Genomic DNA, 17660 nt, shown 5'->3' with positions numbered 1-17660 from the left:
AGCCGATTCTGGACTGGGCAGATGTCTGCGTGTCGGGAGCGCGTGGCGAATTCTCTCTAGTCGGCGAGCGGAGGGCCTACCCACACCCCTGGCGGTATTACTGAACGCCTACGAGCGCGTAGATCGTCCTTGTCGCGCTTATGATCAGCCACGCGCTGCGCGATGTCCGGATCTTCAGCAGGACCAACGTAACGACGTTTAGTACCACCATGCCCATCTGGGATGTCGAAGTACCAATACTTGCGGCCCTTGACGTTCGCCGGGGTGAACCGACCCTCTGGAGGGAAATCGGCCGTCCACGCAGCGTCCAGCGAGCGCTGACCCAGCTCGGCGAGCATCGTCTGATACATGAGGTCGATGGACTTCATTAGCTCGACTCGGCGTTATACTGTTTTTCAAAAACAGTATAACAATCGGCGGGATAGGCCACGCGAGCAGATCATTCAAGCGTGAAGCCCTCGCAACCGACCTTCATAGTGATACGACTTCCGGTCATGGCTTCTTGCGGAGGTGCTTGAAAAAGTACGCCCTCCGATTGCTCGGAAAGCGGACGCTGCGGTCGCGTTACGGCTCCTTGACCTCACCTGGTCATATTCGGCGTGCGAGGCACGCCGCTAAGCGACGCAGCTGCTAAGAGCCGTAGGTAAGGCTACCGCCAGGCAGGCCGCATCGATTTCCGGCACGTCAAAGGAAAGACAGCCAGCCTTTCGGGCTAATAAGCCCTCCAGCGAGCCGATGGCTCGCGCAGATCGGAAATAACCCCTTCGCAGGTAGCACCCATCGTTCACGGCCCCCTGCAAGGTCGTGTTGGCGACCGTCATCATGTCGAGCAAAAAATCGCAGGTTCTGGTGAAAAGATTGGCGCAATGACGCGTCCTTTCGGTATCCACCTTGAGACGGCCGACCACCTGCTTTATATGATGCGTGATGATTGATGCGCGATGAGGCGGATATGAGAACGACCTTAGCAATTGACGACGATGTCCTGATCGCCGCAAAAGCGATGGCAACCCAGCAGCACCGGAGCGTCGGCGAAGTCATTTCTGAGCTGGCGAGACGCTCTCTGCGCCGCCCGCCCAGCAGCGGCGAGCGCAACGGCATTCCTCTACTTTCAACTCGGCCGGAGGCGCCGCCAGTGACACTCGAAATCGTGAACGCCTTGCGTGACGAGCTGCCGTGACTTTCCTGCTCGACGTCAATGTGCTGATTGCGTTAATCGATCCGGGCCATGTAGCCCATGATGATGCCCACGAATGGTTCGCGGCGATGGGTCAGACCGCGTGGGCTACCTGCCCCATTACGGAAAATGGTGTCATCCGGATTGTCGGCAACCCCAAATATCCCAACTTTCCCGGTTCACCGTCACTCGTGATGGAAATCTTCCGCAAATTGCGGTCGCTCCCCGGTCACAGTTTTTGGCCGGACGATGTGAGCCTTGTCGGGTCAGGTGATATCGCTCCCACGAAGATTCTAACATCGGGACAGGTAACTGACACCTACCTGCTTGCGCTAGCCAAGGTGCATGGGGGGCAGCTGGCGACATTCGATCGCAAGCTGTCAACAGCAGCGGTTACAAGGGGCAATTCTGCCTTGCACCTGATCACCACGAGTAGATCGTGAGTTCCCGTCGATCCATTATGCGATTTTCCTGGGCTAAACCGTGAACGCCATAGCAACAAGCCGCACAATGCTGGCCTCGAAACTCGCGCCGTGCCGGAACTGTTGACCGCTATTTCAATGTCGGTGGCGTAAAAGGTATTTATGGAACGGAGCTACGATTCCTACGGAAACGCGATCATTGGATGCTACCTACGAGTTGAGCACCTCGCACGTAGCCGTTCTTCGCGTTGTTGGTCGTCACTGCTACGCCCACTAGCTTAGAATCTGCAGAAGCTATGACGGACTAGGTGCGGCGGTCTGCTGCGGCGCCTCGCCATAGAAGGCGTTGTGGCTCTCCGGTAACGGTATCGGCCGGATTGCCGCATTTCGATCACGAGATCGAGCATCAGTCCGCTCCGCCGGGGGCCGATTGATCTTGTGTGCAGCCGTCTCTGCGACAGGTATCATTGGTAGAGAAATGCTTGAATAGCGTCATTGAACGCCTTCGCGGATTCAATGTTAATGATGTGCCGGCCAGACAGCGAAACATGTCGTCCATGCTTGACCGCTGCAGCAATCGTTCTGAGATCGGCAGGGCGGCAGACGGGATCATCAGCACCGGAGATCGCCAGCAGCGGTTTGTCGATCTGGCCGATTTCGCTGCGCAGGTCGGCATCGGCAAGGGCGGTACAGCAGCCCACATATCCGTCGACGGAGGTCGCCGCAAAACTTTCCAATATCCGGTTCACCCTGTTCGGCTCGGCTACATGAAAGGCCGGCGAGAACCAGCGTTCGGTTGTGGAGGCGGTTAGGGAATCAATTCCCTTCTGCCTGACAGCGTCGATACGTGTCGCCCAGCTTTCGGCGGTGCCAATCTTTGCGGCGGTAGCGGCGACGATGATCTTGTTGAAACGCTCGCTGGCATGGACGCCAAGCCACTGGCCGGTGAGCCCGCCTATGGAAAGGCCGCAGAAATGCGTCTGTGCAATGCCGAGCGAATCGAACAGTGCAATCGCATCGCGGCCGAGGTCTGAAAGGGCGTAGCGAGAGCCGGGCGACGTGGACCTTCCGTGGCCTCGGAGATCGTAGCGTAGGATGCGGAAGTCACTGGAAAGGGCCTCCGCCTGCTCGTCCCACATATGCAGGTCCGTACCAAGTGAATTACAGAACGTTAGCCAGGGTTTTCCATCAGCGTCTCCGTCGATGCGGTAATGAAGGCTGTGGGTCGGAAGGTCGAGGCTTGTCATGGTCTGCATTCTTTCGATAAGGGGCATGTCTCCGGGCGAAGGCAGGAGCGGCTGCCGTCGGCCGAAGCAACTGGGTGGCAAGCCGATAGATAGTCCGAGAAGGCCGAGCCTAGACGAACACTGTCATGCCGGTGGCGGAAACGAAGAAACGGTCCTGAGGCAGGGTCTCATTCAGGATTGAGCAGCGCAAAGTCTACGCCCTGCGCTGCCTGACCACAATAATCCGTGAGTTGGCGTAGGCGGCAAACGTGGAAGTTTCGCTTGCTAAGATGGCCGAATGCAAAGAACGCCTTCGCTGGCCACCGTAACATTGCCTTATGCCGCCGCGAGCTGAACAGCTTCGGCACTGCGGGCATTGTTGACCGCAAAGACCAGCATCGCCAAGGCCGAAATCGCAGCCGGAATGGCGAAGATCAGGAAATTCTGCTGCAGCGGAAGTTCCTGCGCCAGGAGGACGCCGCCGAGCGTCGGCCCGACGATGGCGCCGACGCGGCCGACGCCGGAAGCCCAGCCGAGGCCGGTAGAACGCACCGAGAGATTGTAGAGCTGTGCGACACTGGCATAGAGGAGGATCTGCGTGCCAATCGTCGTGGCCCCCGCAATAAAGATCGTCAGGAAAAGCAGCCCCGCCGGCAGGTTGAAGCCGATCAGCGCGATCGAGGCGGTAGCGGCGACGAAGAAGCCGACCACCACCTTTGGCAGGCCAAAGCGGTCGCCGAGCCAGCCGCCGGCGATCGCGCCCGCCATGCCGCCGAAATTGAGCGAGAAGAGGCTCAGGAGGCTGGCTCTCTCGGCATAGCCGGCTTCCTGCAGGACCTTCGGCAGCCAGGAAGACAGCAGGTAGACGAGCAGCAGACAGCAGAAGAAGGCCATCCACAGCATGAGCGTGCGCAAGCTGCGCTGATGGCGAAACAGCTCGGCCACAGATGCAGAAACGCCCTTGGTTTCGGTGAAGACCAGCTTGTCGTCGCGGCCAAGGTGCGCCGAGGGATCAATCTTCGCGTAGAGCTGCTTGGCCTTCTCCTGCTCGCCCTGACGGATGAGGAAGCCCAGCGATTCCGGTAGCTTCCACAGGATGAGCGGGAGTATCAGCAGTGGCAGCGCGGCAACAAAGAACATCGGCTTCCAACCGAACTGCGGGATGAGGCTGATGCCGAGGCTTGCGGCGACCATGCCGCCGACCGAATAGCCGGAGAACATCAGGGCCACCATGGTGCCACGAAGGCGCTTCGGCGCGTACTCGTTCATCAACGCCACCGCATTCGGCATGAGCCCGCCGCATCCGAGACCAGCGAAGAAGCGGAAGATTTTGAACTCGCCCGGCGAGCTGGCGAAGCCGGTCAAAAGCGTGGACGCCGTGAAGAGCACGAAGCTGATGGCGATGCCCTTCTTGCGGCCGATCCTGTCTGCAAGCGGTCCGAAAAAGAGGGCGCCGAACATCATGCCGAACAGCGCCCAGGCTTGCAGGGCGCCGGCCTGCGGCTTGCTCAGGCCCCACTCGGCGATCAAGGTGGGCAGCACGGTGCCCGCGACGAACACGTCATAGCCATCGACGATCAGCAGAAGGGCGCAAAGCCCCACCACCAACCACTGGAACCCCCGGAACGGATTGTTGTCTATCGCTTCATTCACATCGATGGTGCGCATGATCACTCCTCCTCGAGTCCGTTACGCATAATTTGAAGTCTTCAGCCGGTGTCGCCGCCAGCCACAGGCAACACGCTGCCGGTGATGTAGGACGCCTCGTCGGAGGCCAGGAACAGGATCGGTGCGACCTGTTCCTCAATGGTGCCATAGCGCTTCACGAAGCTGGTTTCCTTCACCTGACGCACAACATCGGCCATCCAGCCCTTTTCATCGGTGGAGTCGCCGGCGGCATTGCGCGGGATTCGGCGGGATGGCGCCTCGGTGCCGCCAGGCGCGGTTGCGACTACCCGGATATTGCGCTGCGCCAATTCCATCGCCAGCGATTGGGTGATGGCGTTCACGCCGCCTTTGGCTGCCGAATAGGGCACGCGGTGGATGCCTCGCGTCGCGTTCGACGACACGTTGACGATCGTGCCGCCCCCGCGCGCGAACAGATGCGGCAGGACGGCGTGGCAGCAGTAGAGCGTCGGCATCAGCGAGCGGCGGATTTCGGCATCGATCTGCGGCGGCTCGAATTCCGCGTAGGGGCGCATGCGGATCGCGCCGCCGACATTGTTGATCAGGATGTCGATTCCGCCCAACGTCTCGACGGCAAACCGCATCGCGGCGGCCGCCCCCTCATAGGTTTCGAGATCGGCGTTGAAGGCAGCAGTTTCAAAGCCCCCGGCTTCTGCCGCCACCTCGGCGACGAACTCTGCGCGATCAACGAGCAGCACCTTGCCACCTTCTTGCGCGGCGCGCAGCGCCACCGCGAGCCCGATCCCCTGCGCGGCGCCGGTCACAACCAGCACCTTGCCGGTGAAACGATCGGCGAAACGGGGCGCGTTCATGCGGCCTCCTTCGCCGAGGCATTGGGCGTGAATCTCTCATAGTGAAAGCTGTTGGGCATCACCCGGTTGTCGGCGAAATAGGTCCGCACCGCATCGACCATCGGCGGCGGACCACACAGATAGACGTCCACATCACCGTTATGCAGCACCTCTGCCGGCACATGCTGGGTCACCCACCCCTTGCGCGGATGACTGGAGGCTTCCTCGGCGACGACGGTGCTGTAGGTGAAATTGGGGAGCCGTTTGGCATCAGCCTCGATCTCGTCGACTAGCACCAGGTCCAGGTCCCGGGTCACGCCGTAGATGAGGTGAACCTGCTGCTGAGAATTCGCACGCGCCAGCACTTCGAGCATCGACAGGAACGGCGCGAGACCGGTGCCGCCGGCAAGAAACAGCAGCGGCCTCTGAACGTCGCGCAGGTAAAAACTCCCGAGCGGCCCTGTCAGCTCGAGTTTCGTGCCGACCTCCGCGCGTTCCAACCAGGTGCTCATCAACCCGCCAGGCATCTTCTTGATCAGGAAGCCGACGCGCCCTTCGCCCGGCGCCGAGCTGAAGGAATAGGAACGGCTCTGACCGCTGCCGGGGACGTCGATGTTGACGTACTGGCCGGGCAAAAAGGCAGGCGCGGCATTCACATCCAGCTCCAGTACGATCGCGGCATCGTTGTGGGGGCTGACGCGCGCCACTGTCGCGGAGAACGTCTGCTGCCCGGTCTTGCAGGCGACCGATGTCGTAGGCACGGCGATCACGCAGTCGGAGGACGGCCTCATCTGGCAGGTCAGCACAAGGCCGCTTTCGGCCTCGTCCGCCGTCAGCGCATCGTCGATGAAATCGTCACCGAGGTCGTAGCTGCCGCTCTCGGCCCGGCACTTGCAGGTGCCGCACACGCCGTCGGAACAGTCCATCGGCAGGTTGATCTTGCTGCGGAAGGCGGCATCGAGAACCTTCTCGCCATCTTTGCACTCGATGAACCGGGTTACCCCGTCCTCGAAGTTCAATGCGATCCTGTAGCAGGCCATGAACCCTCCTCCTCTATTCCTAGCGGCCAGCGACGCCTGTTAGATGTGATAGACGTCGATGACCTGGCGGATGTAGTCGTTCTTCAGCACGATCTTCTTGCTGGCGATCAGCAGCCCGCCGTCGCTCTTGCGCAGGGTGACGAACATGGTGCCGAAGAACTGGTCGGTAACCTTGTAGCGATGGTTCAGCGTGTGGAAGTTGTAGCGCACGTCGACTTCGTCGCCCCGGTGCGCCACTACTTCGACGTTGGAGACGTTGTGGCTGGTGCGTGGTTCCGGCGTGGAGGCGCCGGAACGCTCGGTCTTGATGCGGAACACCCGGTCTTCCAGGCCGTCGCGGTTCGGGTAGTAGATCAGCGAGATCTGCGACTGCGGGTCTTCGGTAAGCTGGTCGTTGTCGTCCCAGGCCGGCATCCAGTAGGTCACGTCTGGCGCGTAGCAGGTCAGCCATTCGTCCCACGCACGGTCGTCCAGAAGGCGCGCCTCCCGATAGAGGAAAGCGCAGATGGCGTCATAGGAAGGGCTCATGCGACGACTCCATTCTTCTCGATGGAGAGCGCTTCGCGCATCACCTTGGCCCAATATTCGTGCTGGCGGACGAACAGGCCCTCGTCTTCGCTGCGCTCCCCAGACAGGAGCGGTTCGATGCCCATGCGCCTGGCGTTCTCGTCAGGACCGTCGATCCACAGGGGGGCGCCGCGCGACAGGTCGTTCCACAGCGCGGCGGTGCCGGCATAGCCGGCCTGGCAAGCGCGAAACTCCTCGAGGTCGTCGGCGGTGCCCATGCCGGAGACGTTGAAGAAATCCTCGTATTGACGGATGCGTATCGCGCGGTCGGCGGCACTTTCCCCCTTGGGCGCGAAGCAGAAGATGCTGATCTCGGTCTTGTCGACGCTGATCGGCCGCGTCACGCGGATCTGCGTCGAGAACTGGTCCATCAGGAAGACGTTCGGGTAGATGCAGAGATTTCGGGTCTGGTTGACGATGAAATCCGCCTTGTCCTCACCGACGCGAGCCTGGATCTCGCCGCGGTGGTTGTAGACCGGACGGACCTCCGGGTTCATCGTGTTGGTCCACAACAGGATATGACCGTTCTCGAAGCCATAGACGCCTGCGACGGAACGGCTCCAGCTATTGGCATCGACCGCCTTCGTGCCCTCTTCCTTGCGCCGCCCCATTGTCGCGGCGTAGTTCCAGTGCACGGAGCTGACGTGATAGCCGTCGCAGCCGTTCTCCATCTGCAGTTTCCAGTTGCCGTCGTAGATGTAGGATGAATTGCCCCGCAGCACTTCCAGCCCGTTTGGCGCCTGGTCGACGATCTGGTCGATGATGACCTTCGTCTCCCCGAGGTAGTCTTCCAGCGTCTGCACATCCTCCTTGAGGCTGCCGAACAGGAAGCCGCGATAGCTTGCAAATCGCGGCACGCGCTTGAGGTCGTGCGAGCCGTCCTTCGCAAACTGCGGCGGATACTGCGTGGATTTCTCGTCCTTGACCTTGAGCAGCTTGCCCGTGTTGGAGAAGGTCCAGCCGTGGAACGGACAGGTAAAGCTGCCCTTGTTGCCGTGCTTGCGCCGGCACAGCATCGCACCGCGATGGGCACAGGCATTGATGACGGCGTTGAGTTCGCCGTTCTTGTCCCGGGTGATGACGACCGGCTGACGACCGATAGAGGTCGTGTAATAGTCGTTGTTCTCCAGCACCTGGCTTTCATGGGCCAGATAGACCCAGTTGCTCTCGAAGATGTGCTTCATCTCCAGCTCGAACAGGTCTTCATTGGTGAAGATGTCGCGGCGGCAGCGGAATATGCCGGCTTCCTTGTCGTCCTGCACGGCGGTGGCGAGCAGGTGATCGAGGTCCCGGGCCTTGTCTATAATCGCAGACATGATCTCTCTCCCGCAAAGAACGCGCTGTGACCGGCGCAGCCTTTGCAACAATGTCGATGATGACGATGGTGTCAGGGCCGGCAGCCCACACTGGCTGCCGGCTTTGCCGCTCAGGCAGCGGCGCGCTTGCGCTGCTCGTTGATCTGGTTGTCGACGCCATTCACGAGCGCCGTGAGATGAATGTCGAACGCGATCTCCGCAAACGGGCCGCTCAGGCCGTTCGCCTCAATGCTGGCCTCGTCGGTTCGCTCGACAACGGCCGGCACTAGGCCGTCGCGCGTCGCATAGGCGAAATCGTCGTTGACCAGCGGGTCGCCTTCGATGTTGATCTGGGTCGTCAGCTTGCGGTGACTGTCGGCGCTGATGAAGAAGTGGATGTGCGCCGGACGCTGGCCGTGGCGGCCAAGTGCGGAAAGCAACTGCTCGGTTGGGCTGCCGGGCGGCACGCCGTAACCATGCGGGACGATGCTCCGGAACTTGTAACAGCCGTTCTCATCGGTGACGATCGTGCGGCGCATGTTGAACGGCGCCTGCTTTCCGGTCGGGTCGAAGTGCGAATAGAAACCGCGCGTATCACAGTGCCACACCTCCACCGTGGCGCCCGGCAGCGGCTTGCCGTCGGCCCCGTAGACGGCGCCATGCATGATGAGGGTGTGGCCGTTCTCGTCGGTGCCGTCGTCGAGACGGGCGAAGCCGTGCGACACCGGCGCACCAGCCACGTAAAGCGGTCCCTCGATGGTGCGCGGGGTGGGATTGTCGATGCCGAGGGCCTTGTCGATCGCGTCGAGACGCTCGTCGAGGAAATGGTCAAGGCCAAGGCCGGGGGAGATCAGGCCCGCCTGGCTGGCGGCGCCGATCTCATTGAGCCAGGCGATACCGGTCCAGTATTCGTCGGGAGTGATGTCGAGATCATCGATCGCCTTGAACAGGTCGGACACAATTCGATGAACGATCTCTTTGACGCGCGGATTGCCGTCGGTCCTGTCCAAACCGCTCAGGACCTTGAGAAACTCCTGGATATCCGGTCTGTCGAAAATCTTCACGTTCATGTTGGTTCCTCCACTTGGATTGTTTTGAAACTGCGGCGGTTCCCGTCCTCCCGGGACCAACCCCTAACGAAGATTCTAGGTATCGTCCTCACGGATCGCCGAGGGGTGCCTCAGAAGCGGCGTCACCTCGATGTCCATGAATCTGAATAGCGGCAGTCCCGAGAGAACCTCGTGCAGTTCCGCATTGTCCCTGACGTCAAAGACGCTGTAGTTCGCGTACTGACCGGCGATCCGCCAGATATGCCGCCACTTACCGCTGCGCTGCAGGTCCTGCGAATAGGCCTTCTCCCGGGCGACGACCTCGGCCGCCTCGGCAGCGGGCAGATCGTGGGGAAGGTTCACGTTCATCCGCACATGAAAAAGCATGGTCTCACCCCACCACGCGCAAGGTCGAAGCGTGCTCGCCGTCCCTGCGGAAGCGATCGACCGCTTCCTCGCAGAGCATCACTCCGAGCCCAGGCCCGTTTGGCAATTGCAGCTCGAAGTCCTTGAAGCGCAGCGGCTCCTCCAAGAGTTCCTCGGTCAGGAGCAGCGGTCCGAAGAACTCGGTGCCCCATTCCAGTTCCTTAGCGGTTGCCATCAACTGAGAGGCGGCGATCGTGCCGATCGGTCCCTCCAGCATGGTGCCACCATAGATCCCGATGCCAGCGGCTTCCGCGATGGCGATCACCCGGGCGGCGGCGAACAACCCTCCTGCCTGTTCGATCTTGATCGAGAAAACGTCGGCAGCTCGCGCAGTCGCCGCCTCGAGCGCGCTTTCCGGCCCGACGAGAACCTCATCGGCCATGATGGCGATGGGGGAAACCCGCTGCAGACGGGCGAGCGATGCGATCCCTTCTACCGGTTGTTCGACCAGCACGCAGCCGGCATCGGCCAGGGCCGCGATTGCATTGCGCGCCTCCCGCTCCCGCCACGCCATGTTCACGTCGACACGTATGGAGGCCAGGTCCGGCAGCGCCCTGCGGATGGCGCCCACATGGCGGATATCTTCGTCAATCGATTGTGCGCCGATCTTCAGCTTGAAGTCCTTGTGGCGCCGCCGGTCGAGCATGGCTTGCGCCTCGTCGATGTCCTTGGCCGTGTCGCCGGAAGCGAGCGTCCACGCAATCGGCAGGCTTTCACGGCGCCGCCCACCGAGCAATTCCGACATCGGCAATCCGAGGCGGCGCGCATGGCAATCGAGCAGGGCTGCCTCGACAGCGCATTTGGCGAAGTGATTTCCCTTTACCGACTTGGCGACGAGGTCCATTGCAGCCTGGATGCGCGTTGCGTCACGGCCGATCAGCAGCGGCGTGACATACGAGTCGATCGTCAACTTCATACCCTCAGGGCTTTCGGGCCCATAGGCGAGACCGCCGATCGTCGTCCCCTCTCCGAGCCCCTCGAAGCCGTCGGTGCAGCGGACGCGAACGATAGTCATGCTTTGCCGGTTCATGGTCACCATCGACAGCCGATGGGGCCGAATGGTAGGCAGATCGAGTATAATCGTTTCGATCGCACTGATGCGGATTTCGGATGACACCGGCTTTTCTCCCTTGAGTACTGGGAGATTAGCGCCCACTTTTAAATCAGTCCAAAACTATAAAAGTTGGATTTGATACCTGAAAGGTATGATCATGGAGCTCAGGCAACTGCGCTACTTTCTTGCCGTCGCCCGCGAGCGGAACTTCTCGCGGGCCGCGGAAACCCTGCATATTGCACAGCCGCCCCTCAGCCGGCAGATCCAGCAATTGGAGGACGAACTCGGTGTTCCGCTGATCGACCGCTCGAGCCGTCCTCTCGATCTTACGCAGGCCGGCCGCTTCTTCTACGAGCAGGCCGGGCAGATCATCGCTCGGACCGAGCACATGCGCGAGCAGACGCGCAAGATCGGCTTGTCGCGGCGGGAGCGCTACGTCATCGGCTGCGTCGGCTCGACCCTTTATGGCGGCATCCCGGACCTCGTCCGCCGCATGCGCAATCGCTGGCCGGATCTTGACATCGAGATCCGGGAAATGATGTCAACTGAGCAGGTCACTGCTCTCAAGGAGAGACGGATCGATGTCGGCTTCGGCAGGGTCCGGTTCAACGATAGGGAGATCGAGAGGCTGACGCTTCGAGAGGAGCGACTGGTCGTCGCCTTCCCCAAGGGGCATCCGAAATCGCTTTCCACCGAACCGATTGCCCTTGCCGAACTCGCCGGCGAGCCACTGGTCGTCTATCCCTCGGCGCCGCGTCCGAGCTTTGCCGACGAGATCCTCAACATGTTGACCGAGCAGGGCATTTCACCTGGGAGCGTGGAAGAAGTCCGTGAAATTCAAACGGCATTGGGTATCGTGGCGGCCGGTGTAAGCTTATGCGTCGTTCCCGCGGCGTCGCAGCGGCAAAGACCCGACGACGTGTGTTACCGTATCATAAAAGATGAGACCGCCACCTCCCCGATCATCATGAGTTTCAGGCGCGACGATGCGAAGGGAAGGGTCGAAGAGATCAAGCAGCTCATTCGCGAAATGTACGCCGACAACCCCCCTTGGCTGCAACTGTCCAATGTTCAACTTGACGGTGCCTGAGTTTTTGCAAGTGCGACTTCCCAAAATCGCCGGCGGCGCTCTTGAAAGGATCTGAACCCGTGGCGCCTCAACTCAGATAAGCTAAGTGCCTGATAAACCGAAATTGTCAAAGCTGATTAGAGGCGCGACTTGGTCCGCCAGTTAGAAACGCGACACTGGCTCTGGCGATCAGCCCCCAATCCGACCGGCTGGGTCGGGTTGAAAGGGCGGAGCGGGGGCGGGTGAAAGGCACCCCTTCGGCGGCAGTGGTTTTGATGTCCTTGAACCCTCGCGAAAAAAGATCTGTCGTTGTCGAAAACGAGTCTCCTTGTGCGTCTAGTAGAGGCGAGGGCGTGGAAAACCAGCATGCCCACTCGCCGGCCTCAGACAGCAGACGCGAAATCGCCGAAAGGCTGATCGGATCGCGAGACGGTCAGAATGGATCAAAGGAGCAAGCACATGGACATGAGCGAGTTGAGACCAGCGAGGGAACTGGCGGAGAAACGCGCGAGCAGATTTACGAATGAAACGCCGGACTACGCCGAGGCAAGGACGGCCCTGCTGGCGGAGGAGATCGAAGTCCGGCGACATCTCACGAGACTTGCGGAGCAACGCCGCCGTCTGCCTCCAGGCCCGGTGGTCGAAAAAGACTATCGCTTCAAGGACGAGAACGGCGACGAGGTCGGTCTCGCGGACATGTTCGGTCATCACGATACGCTTGTGACGTACTTCTGGATGTTCGGCCCGCAGCGCGAACGGCCCTGCCCCATGTGCACGAACTTCCTGGGCGGAGCGAACGGCAACGGCGCCGACGTCAAACAACGGGTTGCCTTCAAGATCATCGGTCGCAGCCCGGTGGCACGGCAACGCGCCTTCGCCATCGAACGCGGCTGGCGCGACCTGGACTTCGTCCAGACCGTCGGCGACGACTATGCCCGTGACCTGGGCCTGCTCAACGACAACGGATCTGAAAATCCGGGGTTCACCGTCTACCAGAAGGATGGGAAAGATGTCTGCGTCTTTTACAATGGCGAGATGCCGGCCGAAGCGGCAGACCCCGGCCAGGATCCAAGGGGGGCGGTCGATATCGCACCGCTCTGGAACATCCTGGACATGACGCCAGCCGGCCGAGGTGCGGACTGGTACCCGAAGCTCAATTACTGAGCAGGATCACAGTAGTCGCCGGTCGCGAGCCTATGAGTCAGATTTCGCCGTGTCGGTGTGACAATGGGCGAGCTGATGGCTGCGATAGGCTCCCCGGCGAACGGCTCTCGTGGGTATTAGCTTAAACCGTACCAGGTGCCACGGCCGGCTCCATGAAGGGTCAGATGTCCCTCATCGGTCAACGCCCGTAGATGATCCTTGACGGTATTGCGGCTTGCGCCTGTGGCCTTGGTCGCCTCCATCACCGTCACTCTGCCACGTTCACGCGCCAGTTCGAGGATCGCGACCGACAATTCCGGCAGGTCGCCCAGCAGGATGCGCTCACGCTCGATCTTGCGCTCGAGCCGCTGCTTCTGGCGCTGCAGGCTCCGCAGGAAAAACTCGACCCACGGATTCCAGTCCTGTTCTTCTGTCCGGATCGTGCCCTGCGTGCGACGAAGCGCGAGGTAATAGGCTTCCTTGTTTTGCTCGATGACGCTTTCGAGAGAGCTGTACGGCACATAGGAATAACCAGCCCGAAGGAGCAGCAGGGTGGTCAAGGCTCGCGACAAGCGACCATTGCCGTCCTGGAAAGGATGGATCTCCAGAAAGACCACAACGAAGACAGCAACGATGAGGAGGGGGTGGAATCGGCCATCCTTCTCCTGGGTCTGTTGCCAAGCCACCAGTTCCGACATCCGGCGGGGCGTATCGAAGGGGGATGCCGTCGCGAAGACGATCCCTAGACTTCGGCCATCTTCGTCGAAGGCTTCCACGTTATTGGAAAGAGTCTTCCAGCTTCCTCGATGCCTCTCGTCCTTGGTTGAGTGGGCGAGCAGGTCCCGATGGAGTTGTCGGATGTGATTTTCATTGAGTGGGATCGCGTCGAAAGCGGAGAAGATCGTTTCCATCGCCTCGGCATAGCCTGCAACCTCCTGTTCGTCGCGGCTGGTGAACGAGCCGATACGCAGGTTCGAGAGCAGCCTTTCGACTTCGCGGTCGCTCAGTTTTGCACCTTCAATACGGGTCGACGATCCGATGCTTTCGATCGTCGCGACCCGCCGCAAGCTGGAGAGCCGGTCGGGCGCGATGCGGCCGAGCGCTCGCCAGGCACCTTTGAATTCGTCGATCTCGGCGATCAACGACAGGATCTCCGGCGTTATACGCAATTTGGAAAGGTCGAGGTCCGTCATCCATTATCCCATCCGTTTCCATCCGAATAATATGCCACGTCGGAATCCACTTTTCCATCCATTTTCATCCATAAATGAAAAATTGCGGGAAAAGTTAGAGCAGGACAGGCTCCGCTGGTGGCGGAGCCTCGGGCTCACGCTTATTCCTCGTCCTGCCACCTGCGCAGATCCGTCTGGTCATGATAGGCCATGCGGTCGGGCGTGGTGATGAATTCCACAGTCGTGCCCCATGGCATGCGGCAGTAGCACACCTTGTTTCCAGGACCTTTCTCGGTTGCATAGGGAATAGCGCGTGGCGCAGTAAGGGGCGTGCCTCCGGCCTTTTCGAAGCGCTCAACCGATGCGTCGATGTCGTCGGTGTAGACACCGAAGTGCGTAATGCCGAAGTCGCTCGCTCGAACTGGCTGGGCTTGTTCGGGGCCGTGCATTTCGAAGAGCTCGATGTCAGGCCCGGTTCCGATCTTGACCATCGCCTGCCCACGTACGACCGTTCCAGGGAAAGCGCCAGTGGCCCGCTCGAATTCGGGTCCCTGCCGCGGCGGATCCTGCGGTCCGAAGGATTGATAGATCACCTGGCCGCCAAAAGCTTCCAACAGGAACCATTTTGCTGCTTCGATGTCGGGCACCGTGATACCGATATGATTGACGCCGCGAAGTTCAGGTGCGGTCATTATAGTCTTCCTTTCTCATTTAATCGATCGAACGCGATGGGTGCGGGCGCAACTCGCCCGCATTGTCGCGATCCGACCCACGACGGGGCGATCGCAGAGTTTCAATTGGCCTTGAGGAAATTGATCAGAGCGGCTGCCACTTCATCCGGCCGCTCGTCCGCGACATAATGGCTGCACCGCGCAATCGAGCCGCCCGTCACATTGCTGGCGAACTCCTTAAGCATCGGGACCATATGCGCACCAAATCGCTGATCGCCGCCGAGGCCCAGCACCGGTATCTCAAGCGGTCGCTTCTTGTACTCGAGCGCGGCCGCATGGTCGGCGGCAAGGGTGCGATACCATTCCATGCCGCCGCGCGTGCGGCCAGGAAGGGCCATCGCTTTCGCGTAGATCTCGATGTCCGCCGGATTGAAGGTGCTGTGATCGTAGAACCGCTCCGCCATGAAGGCCGAAACGTAATCATATTCACGGCCATAAATCAGACGCTCGGGTAGATCCCGGTTCATATGAAAGCCGAAGTGCCAGATCCTTGCAGTCGTCGCCTCCCATTGCGTCCAGCCTGGAAGCGGAACGTCGAGGACGGCCAGGTGGGCAACAGCCTCCCGATAGATGGCGGCCAGCGGTAACGCCACCATTCCGCCTATGTCATGGCCGCACACGGCGTAGCGTTCATGCCCAAGGGCAACCATGACCTCGTGCGCGTCGCGCGCCATCGTGGCCTTGTCATAACCGTCAAGCGGGCAGTCGGAAAAGCCCGCGCCACGAAGATCCATGGCCACCACGCTGAAATGCTCCGCCAGCAGTGGCATCACATGATGCCATTCCCACCATGTTTCCGGCCAACCGTGAAGCAGAAGGATTGGCGGGCCTGAGCCTCCCGTGATGGCGTTGATCTTGATGCCATTCACCGGCACTAGCTGCTGGGGAAACCCCTTCAAAGTTGCGATCATGATCACTTTCCAGTCGATGTTGAAATTCAAACAGAGTTCGCGGCCAGCGCTCAGGGCTGGTCGAAATCGGTGGCGATGGTGATGTCGCGCCAAGCGTCGATATCGCTGCGGAAGGAAGCCAGCTTTCGCTCAGCGATCGAATGCGCGATCGGGCCGAGCGGCAGATGAAGCGGGGCGTTATCGGCATCGACTGCCTGCAGGATCACCGCGATCGCCTTGTCGGGATCGCCCGCCTGATTGCCGTTGTTGGTTTCGCGATAGTGCCTGCGCGAGCTCACGGCGTATTCCGGCATTTCGTTGGCCACCATCGTGATCGAACGTCCAAGAAAATCGGTGCGAAACGGCCCGGGCTCGACGATCAGCACGCGGATGCCGAACGGCTTCAGCTCGCCGGCGAGCGCTTCGGAAATCCCTTCCACGGCGAACTTGGCGGCATTGTAATAACCGCCACCGGCGCCGCCGGCGATGCCTGCGGCCGGACGACATGTTGACGATCGTTCCGCCCGAACGTCGCAGGACGGGCAGCGCTGCTCTGGTGGTTTCGATCAGACCGAACACGTTCACCTCGAACATCGGCCGATATTCTTCGGGTATGCCTTCCTCGATCGCGCCGAACAGTCCGTAGCCGGCATTGTTCACGAGCACGTCAAACCCGCCGAAGGTCTCGACCGCCTTTGCGACCGCGGCCTTGGCTGCCGCCGCATCCGTCACGTCGAGCGGCAAGGCGATCATTCGTCCGCGGAAAGGCTCAGCCAGCTCTTCGATCGTTTTCACATTGCGGGCCGTCGCGATGACCTGATCGCCACGCTGAGCCGCAGCAAGCGCGAGCCGCTGTCCGAAGCCGCTTGAACAGCCTGTGATGAGCCAAGTTTTCATTAGTTTGTCTCCGAGTTGTTTTCAGATGACGCCAAGCTGCCGCCGCCACGAACCGTCATATCCGCCATGATCGACCAGTCCTTGTCGCCGAGGCCCGCCAATACTGCTTTGTTGAGCCCCTCGCGGACAGCTTCAAGCATCGGGAGCGTGCGTCCGATCTCGTTGCTGGCCTCGGTCGCCAGGCGCATGTCCTTGAGTGCGAGCTTGGCTTTGAAACCGGGCTCGAAGGACCGTTCCGTGACCTGCACGCTGTAGCTCTCATAGGTGCGGCCCGAGAAAAGGGTGCCCAGGATGAGTTCAAAGAAATCCGCACGGTCGAGGCCGACGCTCTCGGTCAGCACGACACCCTCAGCCATCGCCTCGATGGCCATCGCGATCATCATGTTGCAGGCAAGCTTTGCCGCATTCGCCCGAGCGGGGTTCTCCCCCAACTTCCAGACCCTTTTGCTGAGGGGAGCGAGCAGCGGCTCGATTGCGGCAACTGCATCGGCCTTCCCGGCCGCCAGAATGTTAAGGTGGCCACTCGCCGCTACCTTCGGCCGCCCGAGAACTGGTGCGGACACATAGCCGAAACCTGCCTCTTCGTGCAGCAGCTCCAGTTCTCGCGCGAATGCAACCGAGATCGTCGATGTGACAATATGGATCAGCCCTGGCTGTGCGCTTGCGAGCAGACCGGCATCGAGGATTACCTCGCGAATGGCAGCGTGGTCGGACAGCATCGTGAAGGCGACGTCAGCTTGGAATGCATCGGCCGCGAATTCGACAAGCGTCACCCCTGGGACGCTATCCTGGGCGACCTTGCTACGGTTCCAGGCCCGAACATCATGGCCTGCCTTCACCACGTTCAGGGCCATTGCCGAGCCCATACTGCCGAGACCTATGAATCCGATCTGCATGGTCTATCTCCTGTTGTTCAGATGAGTGCTGGGCGCCGGGTGGTACCCGGGCCGCCGGGCAATCGTCGGACGACGCCCGCCGATGAGTTGGCCAGTCGCGATGCCAAAGCCACAGGGGCGGCTTCGGCG

Annotated in this window: 17 protein-coding genes and 2 pseudogenes; 4 read left to right on the top strand and 15 right to left on the bottom strand. The window is 60.8% G+C overall.

Translation table 11 applies throughout. The features are described from left to right. Positions 1–98: 98 nt before the first annotated feature. Positions 99–368, bottom strand: a pseudogene (locus tag NMA58_RS25790) (hypothetical protein); the annotation flags it as partial. A 584-nt stretch (positions 369–952) separates the two neighbouring features. Here NMA58_RS25790 and NMA58_RS25785 point away from each other — a divergent pair. Continuing rightward, entirely contained in the window at positions 953–1180 is a 228-nt protein-coding gene (locus NMA58_RS25785) for a CopG family transcriptional regulator (protein WP_157131529.1), read from the top strand. Next, positions 1177–1620, top strand: a complete 444-nt coding sequence (locus NMA58_RS25780) for a TA system VapC family ribonuclease toxin (RefSeq protein WP_434713708.1) — start codon at positions 1177–1179, stop codon at positions 1618–1620. The genes NMA58_RS25785 and NMA58_RS25780 overlap by 4 nt, the downstream gene beginning before the upstream one ends. A gap of 443 nt (positions 1621–2063) precedes the next feature. Here NMA58_RS25780 and pcaD read toward each other — a convergent pair whose 3' ends face one another. The 9 genes from pcaD to NMA58_RS25735 all read right to left on the bottom strand — a co-directional run bounded on the left by pcaD (position 2064) and on the right by NMA58_RS25735 (position 10796). Next, positions 2064–2846 carry a 3-oxoadipate enol-lactonase gene (gene pcaD, locus NMA58_RS25775; RefSeq protein WP_434713706.1) on the bottom strand — a complete coding sequence of 261 codons (783 nt, stop codon included), beginning with the start codon at positions 2844–2846 and terminating at the stop codon, positions 2064–2066. 315 nt (positions 2847–3161) lie between these two features. Beyond that, a complete protein-coding gene (locus NMA58_RS25770; RefSeq protein WP_434713704.1) occupies positions 3162–4493 on the bottom strand; it encodes an MFS transporter in 1332 nt (443 codons plus the stop codon). A 41-nt stretch (positions 4494–4534) separates the two neighbouring features. Next, on the bottom strand, positions 4535–5323 hold the full coding sequence (gene benD / locus NMA58_RS25765; RefSeq protein ID WP_434713703.1) for a benzoate diol dehydrogenase BenD: 789 nt from the start codon (positions 5321–5323) through the stop codon (positions 4535–4537). Further along, positions 5320–6342, bottom strand: coding sequence for a benzoate 1,2-dioxygenase electron transfer component BenC (benC, locus tag NMA58_RS25760; RefSeq protein ID WP_434713702.1), 1023 nt, complete (start codon positions 6340–6342; stop codon positions 5320–5322). The genes benD and benC overlap by 4 nt, the downstream gene beginning before the upstream one ends. A gap of 39 nt (positions 6343–6381) precedes the next feature. After that, the gene (gene benB / locus NMA58_RS25755; protein WP_434713701.1) at positions 6382–6870 is read right to left on the bottom strand and encodes a benzoate 1,2-dioxygenase small subunit; all 489 of its coding nucleotides are present in this window, start codon (positions 6868–6870) and stop codon (positions 6382–6384) included. Then, entirely contained in the window at positions 6867–8225 is a 1359-nt protein-coding gene (locus NMA58_RS25750) for a Rieske 2Fe-2S domain-containing protein (RefSeq protein WP_434713700.1), read from the bottom strand. Before NMA58_RS25750 ends, benB begins: the two co-directional genes overlap by 4 nt. A 110-nt stretch (positions 8226–8335) precedes the next feature. After that, positions 8336–9274 (bottom strand): catechol 1,2-dioxygenase, encoded by a 939-nt coding sequence (gene catA, locus NMA58_RS25745; RefSeq protein ID WP_434713698.1) that lies wholly within the window; start codon positions 9272–9274, stop codon positions 8336–8338. Positions 9275–9349: 75 nt separating this feature from the next. Continuing rightward, positions 9350–9640, bottom strand: coding sequence for a muconolactone Delta-isomerase (gene catC / locus NMA58_RS25740; protein WP_434713697.1), 291 nt, complete (start codon positions 9638–9640; stop codon positions 9350–9352). Positions 9641–9644: 4 nt separating this feature from the next. Further along, the gene (locus NMA58_RS25735) at positions 9645–10796 is read right to left on the bottom strand and encodes a muconate/chloromuconate family cycloisomerase (protein WP_434713696.1); all 1152 of its coding nucleotides are present in this window, start codon (positions 10794–10796) and stop codon (positions 9645–9647) included. Positions 10797–10890: 94 nt separating this feature from the next. Here NMA58_RS25735 and NMA58_RS25730 point away from each other — a divergent pair, with 94 nt between their 5' ends. Both NMA58_RS25730 and NMA58_RS25725 read left to right on the top strand, forming a co-directional pair. Beyond that, complete coding sequence (locus NMA58_RS25730) at positions 10891–11823, top strand: LysR family transcriptional regulator (protein ID WP_434713694.1); 933 nt, start codon at positions 10891–10893, stop codon at positions 11821–11823. 444 nt (positions 11824–12267) lie between these two features. Beyond that, positions 12268–12966, top strand: a complete 699-nt coding sequence (locus NMA58_RS25725; RefSeq protein WP_434714402.1) for a DUF899 family protein — start codon at positions 12268–12270, stop codon at positions 12964–12966. Positions 12967–13082: 116 nt separating this feature from the next. Here the strand turns inward: NMA58_RS25725 and NMA58_RS25720 are convergent, their stop codons facing one another. The 5 genes and pseudogenes from NMA58_RS25720 to NMA58_RS25700 all read right to left on the bottom strand — a co-directional run bounded on the left by NMA58_RS25720 (position 13083) and on the right by NMA58_RS25700 (position 17531). After that, a complete protein-coding gene (locus NMA58_RS25720; protein WP_434713693.1) occupies positions 13083–14138 on the bottom strand; it encodes a Fic family protein in 1056 nt (351 codons plus the stop codon). A 140-nt stretch (positions 14139–14278) separates the two neighbouring features. Beyond that, a complete protein-coding gene (locus NMA58_RS25715; protein WP_434713692.1) occupies positions 14279–14809 on the bottom strand; it encodes a VOC family protein in 531 nt (176 codons plus the stop codon). Between the two features lie 101 nt (positions 14810–14910). Beyond that, positions 14911–15759: an alpha/beta fold hydrolase gene (locus NMA58_RS25710; RefSeq protein WP_434714401.1), complete on the bottom strand. Its 849-nt coding sequence runs from the start codon at positions 15757–15759 to the stop codon at positions 14911–14913. Between the two features lie 50 nt (positions 15760–15809). Further along, positions 15810–16635, bottom strand: a pseudogene (locus tag NMA58_RS25705) (oxidoreductase). Then, entirely contained in the window at positions 16635–17531 is an 897-nt protein-coding gene (locus NMA58_RS25700) for an NAD(P)-dependent oxidoreductase (RefSeq protein WP_434713691.1), read from the bottom strand. Before NMA58_RS25700 ends, NMA58_RS25705 begins: the two are co-directional and overlap by 1 nt. Positions 17532–17660: the final 129 nt, after the last annotated feature.

Origin of the sequence: Rhizobium sp. YTUHZ045 (assembly GCF_051124255.1) — a bacterium.
Taxonomy (GTDB): domain Bacteria; phylum Pseudomonadota; class Alphaproteobacteria; order Rhizobiales; family Rhizobiaceae; genus Rhizobium.
Note: the sequence above shows the minus strand (reverse complement) of the source record. Positions and strands in the feature narration are given on the sequence as shown.

Coding starts and splice junctions, on each gene's coding strand:
- NMA58_RS25785 (WP_157131529.1), top strand. CDS start 953: ATGAGAACGACCTTAGCAATTGACGACGATGTCCTGATCGCCGCAAAA.
- pcaD (WP_434713706.1), bottom strand. CDS start 2,846: ATGACAAGCCTCGACCTTCCGACCCACAGCCTTCATTACCGCATCGAC.
- NMA58_RS25770 (WP_434713704.1), bottom strand. CDS start 4,493: ATGCGCACCATCGATGTGAATGAAGCGATAGACAACAATCCGTTCCGG.
- benD (WP_434713703.1), bottom strand. CDS start 5,323: ATGAACGCGCCCCGTTTCGCCGATCGTTTCACCGGCAAGGTGCTGGTT.
- benC (WP_434713702.1), bottom strand. CDS start 6,342: ATGGCCTGCTACAGGATCGCATTGAACTTCGAGGACGGGGTAACCCGG.
- benB (WP_434713701.1), bottom strand. CDS start 6,870: ATGAGCCCTTCCTATGACGCCATCTGCGCTTTCCTCTATCGGGAGGCG.
- NMA58_RS25750 (WP_434713700.1), bottom strand. CDS start 8,225: ATGTCTGCGATTATAGACAAGGCCCGGGACCTCGATCACCTGCTCGCC.
- catA (WP_434713698.1), bottom strand. CDS start 9,274: ATGAACGTGAAGATTTTCGACAGACCGGATATCCAGGAGTTTCTCAAG.
- catC (WP_434713697.1), bottom strand. CDS start 9,640: ATGCTTTTTCATGTGCGGATGAACGTGAACCTTCCCCACGATCTGCCC.
- NMA58_RS25730 (WP_434713694.1), top strand. CDS start 10,891: ATGGAGCTCAGGCAACTGCGCTACTTTCTTGCCGTCGCCCGCGAGCGG.
- NMA58_RS25725 (WP_434714402.1), top strand. CDS start 12,268: ATGAGCGAGTTGAGACCAGCGAGGGAACTGGCGGAGAAACGCGCGAGC.
- NMA58_RS25720 (WP_434713693.1), bottom strand. CDS start 14,138: ATGACGGACCTCGACCTTTCCAAATTGCGTATAACGCCGGAGATCCTG.
- NMA58_RS25715 (WP_434713692.1), bottom strand. CDS start 14,809: ATGACCGCACCTGAACTTCGCGGCGTCAATCATATCGGTATCACGGTG.
- NMA58_RS25710 (WP_434714401.1), bottom strand. CDS start 15,759: ATGATCGCAACTTTGAAGGGGTTTCCCCAGCAGCTAGTGCCGGTGAAT.
- NMA58_RS25700 (WP_434713691.1), bottom strand. CDS start 17,531: ATGCAGATCGGATTCATAGGTCTCGGCAGTATGGGCTCGGCAATGGCC.